This is a genomic window from Selenomonas sp. oral taxon 126 (assembly GCF_001683335.1).
Classification (GTDB): domain Bacteria; phylum Bacillota; class Negativicutes; order Selenomonadales; family Selenomonadaceae; genus Centipeda.
Genome location: NZ_CP016201.1, coordinates 2486729 through 2493722, shown reverse-complemented (window position 1 = coordinate 2493722; position 6994 = coordinate 2486729). Strand labels below are relative to the sequence as shown.

Annotated in this window: 6 protein-coding genes, 1 pseudogene and 1 riboswitch; of the genes and pseudogenes, 6 read left to right on the top strand and 1 reads right to left on the bottom strand. The window is 52.9% G+C overall.

The window, feature by feature from the left end:
• Positions 1–6: 6 nt before the first annotated feature.
• Both AXF19_RS11305 and purD read left to right on the top strand, forming a co-directional pair.
• A pseudogene (locus AXF19_RS11305) lies at positions 7–444 on the top strand (IMP cyclohydrolase); the annotation flags it as partial.
• Between the two features lie 10 nt (positions 445–454).
• Complete coding sequence (gene purD, locus AXF19_RS11300; RefSeq protein WP_066848929.1) at positions 455–1714, top strand: phosphoribosylamine--glycine ligase; 1260 nt, start codon at positions 455–457, stop codon at positions 1712–1714.
• 42 nt (positions 1715–1756) lie between these two features.
• On the opposite strand, the gene AXF19_RS11295 is transcribed toward purD, so the two are convergent.
• On the bottom strand, positions 1757–2515 hold the full coding sequence (locus tag AXF19_RS11295; RefSeq protein WP_066848927.1) for an HAD-IIB family hydrolase: 759 nt from the start codon (positions 2513–2515) through the stop codon (positions 1757–1759).
• 159 nt (positions 2516–2674) lie between these two features.
• Here AXF19_RS11295 and AXF19_RS11290 point away from each other — a divergent pair, with 159 nt between their 5' ends.
• From AXF19_RS11290 to AXF19_RS15600, 4 genes are all read left to right on the top strand, one after another.
• Positions 2675–4012 carry an MATE family efflux transporter gene (locus AXF19_RS11290; protein WP_066850253.1) on the top strand — a complete coding sequence of 446 codons (1338 nt, stop codon included), beginning with the start codon at positions 2675–2677 and terminating at the stop codon, positions 4010–4012.
• 124 nt (positions 4013–4136) lie between these two features.
• Positions 4137–4361: riboswitch (cobalamin riboswitch) on the top strand.
• Between the two features lie 149 nt (positions 4362–4510).
• Positions 4511–5455: a nickel ABC transporter permease gene (gene nikB / locus AXF19_RS11285; RefSeq protein ID WP_172837389.1), complete on the top strand. Its 945-nt coding sequence runs from the start codon at positions 4511–4513 to the stop codon at positions 5453–5455.
• Positions 5452–6264, top strand: coding sequence for a nickel transporter permease (nikC, locus tag AXF19_RS11280; protein ID WP_066848924.1), 813 nt, complete (start codon positions 5452–5454; stop codon positions 6262–6264). Before nikB ends, nikC begins: the two co-directional genes overlap by 4 nt.
• Before the next feature lie 12 nt (positions 6265–6276).
• Positions 6277–6994 (top strand): ABC transporter substrate-binding protein (locus AXF19_RS15600; protein WP_237141608.1); only part of this gene is annotated, 718 nt, incomplete at its 3' end.

The following is a 6994-nucleotide window of genomic DNA, read 5'->3' as shown; positions in this document are numbered from 1 at the left end:
ACATAGATGACAGGATTTCCGGAGATTATGGACGGACGCGTCAAGACCCTGCATCCGTTTGTGCACGGGGGAATTCTTGCCGTTCGCGGAAATCAGACACACGAGAAGGCGTTGCGTGAGCTGAAGATCACGCCGATTGATCTCGTCGCCGTCAACCTCTATCCCTTCAAGGAGACGGTCGCAAATCCGAACGTGACGCTTGCGGAGGCTGTCGAGCAGATCGACATCGGAGGACCCGCAATGATTCGCGCAGCGGCGAAAAACTTTAAGTTTGTCACCGTTATCACGAATCCGGTGCGCTACGCAGAGATCGCGGAAAAGATTCAGAAGGACGGTGCCGTCGACGGCATGACGCGCATGCGCCTTGCCCATGAGGCTTTTGCACATACGGCGGACTATGACAGTGCCATCAACGCCTATCTGGCAGGACAGTTGGAAAAATGAGGAAGACGACGTGAATATTCTTGTAATCGGATCGGGCGGACGTGAACACGCCCTCTTCCGGAAACTCAAGGAAAGCCCGCAGACGGACAAGATCTATGCGATTCCCGGCAACCCCGGCATGGGCGAGATGACGGATATATCCGTGTCAGATAATGCTGCGATCCTGCGCTTTGCCAAAGAAAAGGAGATCGGTCTCGTCGTGGTCGGCCCCGAGGTTCCGCTGATGAACGGGCTTGTGGACGAGCTCGAGTCGGCGGGAATCCTCGCCTTCGGACCTCGTGCGAGTGCCGCAGAGATCGAGGGCTCCAAGTCCTTTGCGAAGGATCTCATGAAGAAGTATGGCATCCCGACGGCGCGCTATGAGGTCTTCACGGAGGCAGAGCCTGCACGTGCATACATCCGCCGCGAGGGCGCTCCGATTGTCGTCAAGGCGGACGGCCTTGCGGCAGGAAAGGGCGTCATTGTCGCCATGACTGAGCAGGAGGCACTTGACGCCGTGAATGCAATCATGGAGGACAACTCCTTCGGGGACGCAGGTGCACGCGTTGTCATTGAGGAGTTCATGGAGGGGGAGGAGGCATCGCTCCTCGCCTTTACCGACGGAAAGACGATCCGTCCCATGATCAGCGCACAGGATCACAAGCGTGCCTTTGACGGCGATCAAGGCCCGAATACGGGCGGCATGGGTACCTATGCCCCCGCACCTGTCATGACACCTGAGATGATCGAGCGTGCGACCGAGGAGATCCTAAAGCCGACCATTGCCGCCATGGCAAAGGAAGGTCGACCCTATGCCGGCTGTCTCTATCTCGGTCTGATGGTAACGAAGGACGGTCCGAAGGTGGTGGAGTTCAACGCCCGCTTCGGCGATCCCGAAACGCAGGTCGTTCTGCCGCTTCTGGATGGGGATCTCGTACAGATTATGTGTGCCTGTGCGGATGGAACGCTTGCCGATGTGCCGATTCACTGGAAGGACGGCGCGGCTGTCTGTGTCGTTCTGGCAGCAGGCGGCTATCCCGCCGCCTATGAAAAGGGGCATGAGATTCACGGGATTGCAGCGGCAGAGGAGATGGGTGCACTCATATTTCACGCCGGAACCGCAGAGAAGGACGGCAGACTCGTCACCAACGGCGGTCGCGTACTCGGTGTCGTCGGGATGGGCGCGGATATTGCATCTGCCGTACATTCTGCCTATGCGGCGGTGGAGAAAATTTCCTTCAAGGACGTGTACTATCGCAAGGATATTGCACATCGCGCCCTGCATCGCTGAAAGAAAAACTTCTGTCGAAATTGCTCGGCAGAAGTTCTTTTTTTATAGATGATCGCACAGCATAGCGCCGACCGAATCATAGACGCCACGCGCAGCCTCATGCATAAATGGCTGGGCGCGGCGCACGGTATAGCCGCCATAGCGCTCGATCATCGCCAGATCGTTGCGGTCATCTCCGATGATGAGCAGCTCGTGTGCCTCCCATCCCATATGTCGGACAAAATCTGCAATGCCTTTGCTTTTATTCACACCCGCACGATTGAGATCGAGAAATTGGCGGTTCATATTTCCCGTAAATACGTTCGGGAAATCCGCATCAATCGCTGAAAAAGCCGCAAGTGTTTCATCACGGTCACGGAATCGCATCCCCATCTGGACAACATCCTTGAGACGCAGCGCCTCCTCTATTTCGCTCAGTGCCATAAGATAGGAGGGCGGGACATCCGTGCGCAGCCGATAGGTATAGGCTCTTTCAGGCGTAAAAAAGAGCATTCCGTCCGTATAGCTGCGAACATGTTCCGAGCGGAAAAACTCTTTCATTACATCGCGGGAGAGTGGTGTCGATAAAAGGGGCGTCCCATCCGCCTGATGAATTGCCGCACCGTTGCAGCAGATATAGAAATCCACGTGAATGTTATGCGCTCGCGTTTCCATCGCAATCAAACTATGATCTCTTCCCGTCACGATGCCGAATTTATTTCCCGCGCTGCGCCAATCCTGAATTGCTTTGATGGTCTCTGCAGCAACGCCCTCATGCGGAACAGACAGTGTGCCGTCATAATCGCTGAATGCTATCTTCATATGTACTAATCCTCCGATTGCTCCCTGATCTTCCCACTATGACAAAAGTACAGGATTTCAAGTAAGTTGTCAATTCATATTCATATATGGTTGACAAGAATTATCATTGTATGATAGTTTGTTGATTTGGAATCATGGGATCAAATGGGGGATAATATCGTGCTGACATCCTACGACAGAAACTATTTGCGGATCGGTCTACCTGCAGCGCTGGAAGGCGTTCTTATGATCTTCCTCAGCAATGCGGATATCATCATGGTTGGAACGCTCGGGACGGGGGCGATTGCAGCCGTCAGCATCTTTACGCAGCCGCGTATGATGCTGCTCACCGTTGCACGTTCGGTAGCAGCAGCTGTGACCATCCTGATTGCGGAGCGGTTTGGACAAGATCGGCACGATACCTACGGGGATATTCTAAAAAAGACAATGGTATTGGTCGTTGTCTTTCTGGGACTTGCGCATATCGGATTTTTCATTCATCTCGATTCCATCCTGATCTGGATGGGGGCACAGCAGGACTACCTTCCCGACGCGATGATCTATGGTCTCTGGACGCTTCCTGCCGTATTCATCACATCGGTTACGGTGCTGATGCAGGCGGTCATGTTTGGTCGCGGCGAATCCATGCGTGTTCTCTCGATCAACATACAGGGAAATGTCGTCAACGTCATACTCAACGCGCTGCTGATCTTTGGTCTCGGACCATTCCCCGCACTGGGCGTACTCGGTGCCGCACTCGGGACTGTGGGCGGAGCAATATGGTCACTGATTCTCACGGTTCGCGTCCTCTCCGCATGGAGGATATTCGATCAGGGAAGCTATCGTCTGACGCGCACCTATCTCCGCGAATTCTTCGGCGTCTTCGGCGGTATCTTCAGCGAGCAAGGATTTGAGCGCATCGGCATGGTCGTCTATACGCGCATGGTTGCCGAACTGGGGACGATTCCCTATGCAGTACATGCCATTGCGATGAATTTCTGTGATTTCTACTACAACTTCTGCAATGGAATGGGGAAGTCGAGTACGGTTCTCGCGGGACACAATAAGGATCAGCAGAAAAGAAATGAATGGCGCTGCTACCTTTGGACGGGTATGCGGTGGAGTCTGATTTTTTCTACCGTCGCATTCCTCGTGACCTATGTACTGCGTGAGCAAATCTTCGGTGTCTATGCGCATGATCCGGAACTTCTGCCTCTTGGCAGCCTCATTATTGCATATGTTGCCGTTGTCAGCTTTCCGGAGGCATATCAAATGGTCTGTGCGGGTATTCTGCGCGCCAGTGGGAAAACAACGCAGGTGGCAGCATACTCCTTTATCAGCATCACCATTGTGCGCCCGATCATCACCTATATCTTGCTCTATGAGTTCCATATGGGACTAGAGGGAGCATGGCTGTCACTGGCACTCGATCAGAGTATGCGCGCCATCTGTGCAGCCATACTCCTGCGCAAGGTATATCATGAAAGAAATTCCAAGCATGCATTGAATCCATGTTAAGAAAGAATTAAGATAAAGCACAAGGGACTTTCTGACTATCCAAATACAACAATCTGAAATAGGTGTCTTGACAAGTATATCTAATATGGATATACTACGTTTGAACTTATGTTGAAAACCGAATACATAACGTTGCGAGTGTCGACGGATGAGTATTACTTTGTACGCATTCTGTTGAGCGATGAGAGGAAAATGGGTGGAATGCCCATGCTGTCCCGCAGCCGTAAATAGGGAGTGTTCTTCCACAGGCGCAGAGCCTGTGCCTGTAAAGTCACTGGGATAACCCCGGGAAGGCGGAAGAATGCAGCGATCTATGAGCCGGAAAGCCTGCTCGCAATAAGATTCATTGATGGACTCACGAGAGATGGGGAGATGAATGCTGCGATTTTCAGCGCTTGGGGGAGACCTGCACAATCGCTGTGTTTTGCGCTCTACTAATGCCTGTCTCAAAAGAGGCAGGCGTTTTTTATTTTGTCATTATAAAAAGGAGTTGGGGAGTTGAGTGCAAAAGCAATCCTGATGCGTTTGGTGCAGATGGTCTTTACACTGCTGGGCGTTAGTTTCTTGACGTTCAGTCTGACCTTTATTGCGCCGGGCGATCCTGTGGATGCAATTCTCGAAACAGGTGATACGATTGTCTCGCAGGAGACGATTGAACAGACACGCCACGAGTTGGGGCTGGATCGACCGTTCCACGAACAGTATCTCAGTTGGCTGAACGGTGTGGTACACGGAGATATGGGGCGTTCCTACTCGGCAAAAATTCCGGTACAGGATAAACTCTTGCAGAATCTGCCGGGAACACTTTTTCTTGCGGGAACGGCAATCGTGATGATGCTGATCATCTCACTTCCGGCAGGAGTTATCTCAGCACTCTATCGTAATCGGTGGCCGGATCAAGTCATACGATTCTTCACCTTTCTCGGTGTCTCCATGCCGAGCTTCTGGGTGGGACTTATTCTGCTCTATGTATTTGGTCTGAAGCTTGGACTTTTCCCGATTGCAGGCGGCGAGGTCAGCCTTGATCGTATGATTCTCCCTGCCTTTACACTTGCCATCCTGCTGTCGTCGAAGTATACGCGTCAGGTACGTACGGCGGTGCTTGAGGAGCTCGGACAGGACTACGTCACAGGGCTCAAGGCGCGCGGCATGTCGATGACACGCATCCTCCTTCGTCACGTTCTGCCGAATGCGTTCCTGCCGCTCATCACACTGCTCGGCCTTGCCATCGGCTGGCTGCTCGGCGGTGTCGCCGTTATCGAGATCGTATTCTCGTGGCCGGGCATCGGACGTGTTGCAGTGCGTGCGATCGAAGCGCGCGACTATCCGCTCCTGCAGGGCTTTGTCCTCTGGATTGCAACGCTCTATATGTTTGTGAACCTCATCGTTGATATATCCTATGCGTATCTTGATCCGAGACTCAGGAAGGGGGCGAAAGCATGATGCGGGATCAACTGCTGTTTCGTATCTATACAGGCATCATCCTGTTGATTGTGCTTGTCGCCATCTGTGCGCCGCTGATCTCGTCATACGATCCGTATGAGTCGCAGATTCAGAATTCGCTCCTGCCGCCATCCGCTGAGCATTACTTTGGTACAGATAAGCTCGGGCGCGATATCTTTACGCGTATTCTCTACGGTGCGCGCATCTCGATTACGATGGCGCTCACAGTTGTCATCATCTCGTCCGGTCTTGGAACGCTGATCGGCGTTATCTCCGCCTATGTCGGCGGAAAAGTCGATAATGTGATCATGCGTCTGACCGATATTTTTCTCGCGTTTCCGGGCATTGTGCTTGCAATTGCGATTGCGGGTGTTCTCGGCGGGAGTGCAGTCAACGCAGTTCTTGCCGTTGTTATTGTAGGCTGGACAAAGTATGCGCGTCTTGCACGCAGTATGACGCTGAAGGTTAAGCAGCAGGATTTCCTAGCTGCTGCAATTACAAATGGTACACGACCGATTGCGATGATTCGTCGGCATATCCTGCCGAATATTATACCGATTATCATTGTGACTGCCGCACTCGACATCGGCGCACTCATGATGGAGCTTGCTGGGCTCTCCTTCCTCGGATTTGGCGCACAGCCGCCGACACCGGAATGGGGACTCATGCTGAATGAGGGACGTCAGCTGATTCAGACGGCACCCTGGCTTATGATTTTCCCAGGACTTGCAATTGCTTCTGTGGTTGCAATCTTTAATCTATGGGGAGATAGTCTGCGGGATATTATGGACCCGCGCAAGGCAAATTAAAGGAGGAGACAAATGGGAAAGAAAAAGAAGTGGCTCAGCGCACTGCTGGCCGGCTGCATGGCAGCTGCACTGCTGACGGGATGCGGCGGCGGTCAGTCGGCAGGGGACAAGACGACGCTGAAGGTCGGTGTGACGAACTTTGCAGACTCGCTCGAACCGACGGAAAATGCCTTCGGATGGGTCGTCATGCGCTACGGCATGGGCGAGACACTAACTCAGTTTGATGAGAAAATGAATATCCAGCCGTGGCTTGCTGAGAGCTGGGAAATCAGCGATGACAAGCTGACGTGGACATTTAAGATTCGCGATGTCAAATTCTCGAACGGGCGCCCACTTACGGCAGAGGCGGTCAAAGCATCACTTGAGCGTGCGTTTGCAAAGAATACACGCGCAGCAACATTCTTCACGTATACAAATATGACTGCAGACGGGCAGATACTCAAGATTACAACGGATAAACCTGCACCGAGCATGCTCGGCTACCTTGCAGATCCGCTTTTTCTCATTGTCGACGTTGAGAGTGAGAAGGAGCGCAACTTCGCAACGCAGGGTCCCATCTGCACGGGGCCCTATGTATGCGAGTCCTTCGTGAAGGAAAAGGCCGTCATGAAGAAGAACCCGAACTATTGGGGTGGCGAAGTGCCTTATGAGACGGTCGAGATCCCGTCGATCGACGATCCGAACACGCGCGCAATGGCACTCCCGTCGGGAGAAGTCGATATGGCGGTCA

What these genes read in the sequence shown, in the direction of transcription:
- AXF19_RS11295 (WP_066848927.1), bottom strand. Translation starts at nt 2,515, where the DNA reads ATGAAGATAGCATTCAGCGATTATGACGGCACACTGTCTGTTCCGCAT.
- nikC (WP_066848924.1), top strand. Translation starts at nt 5,452, where the DNA reads ATGATGCGGGATCAACTGCTGTTTCGTATCTATACAGGCATCATCCTG.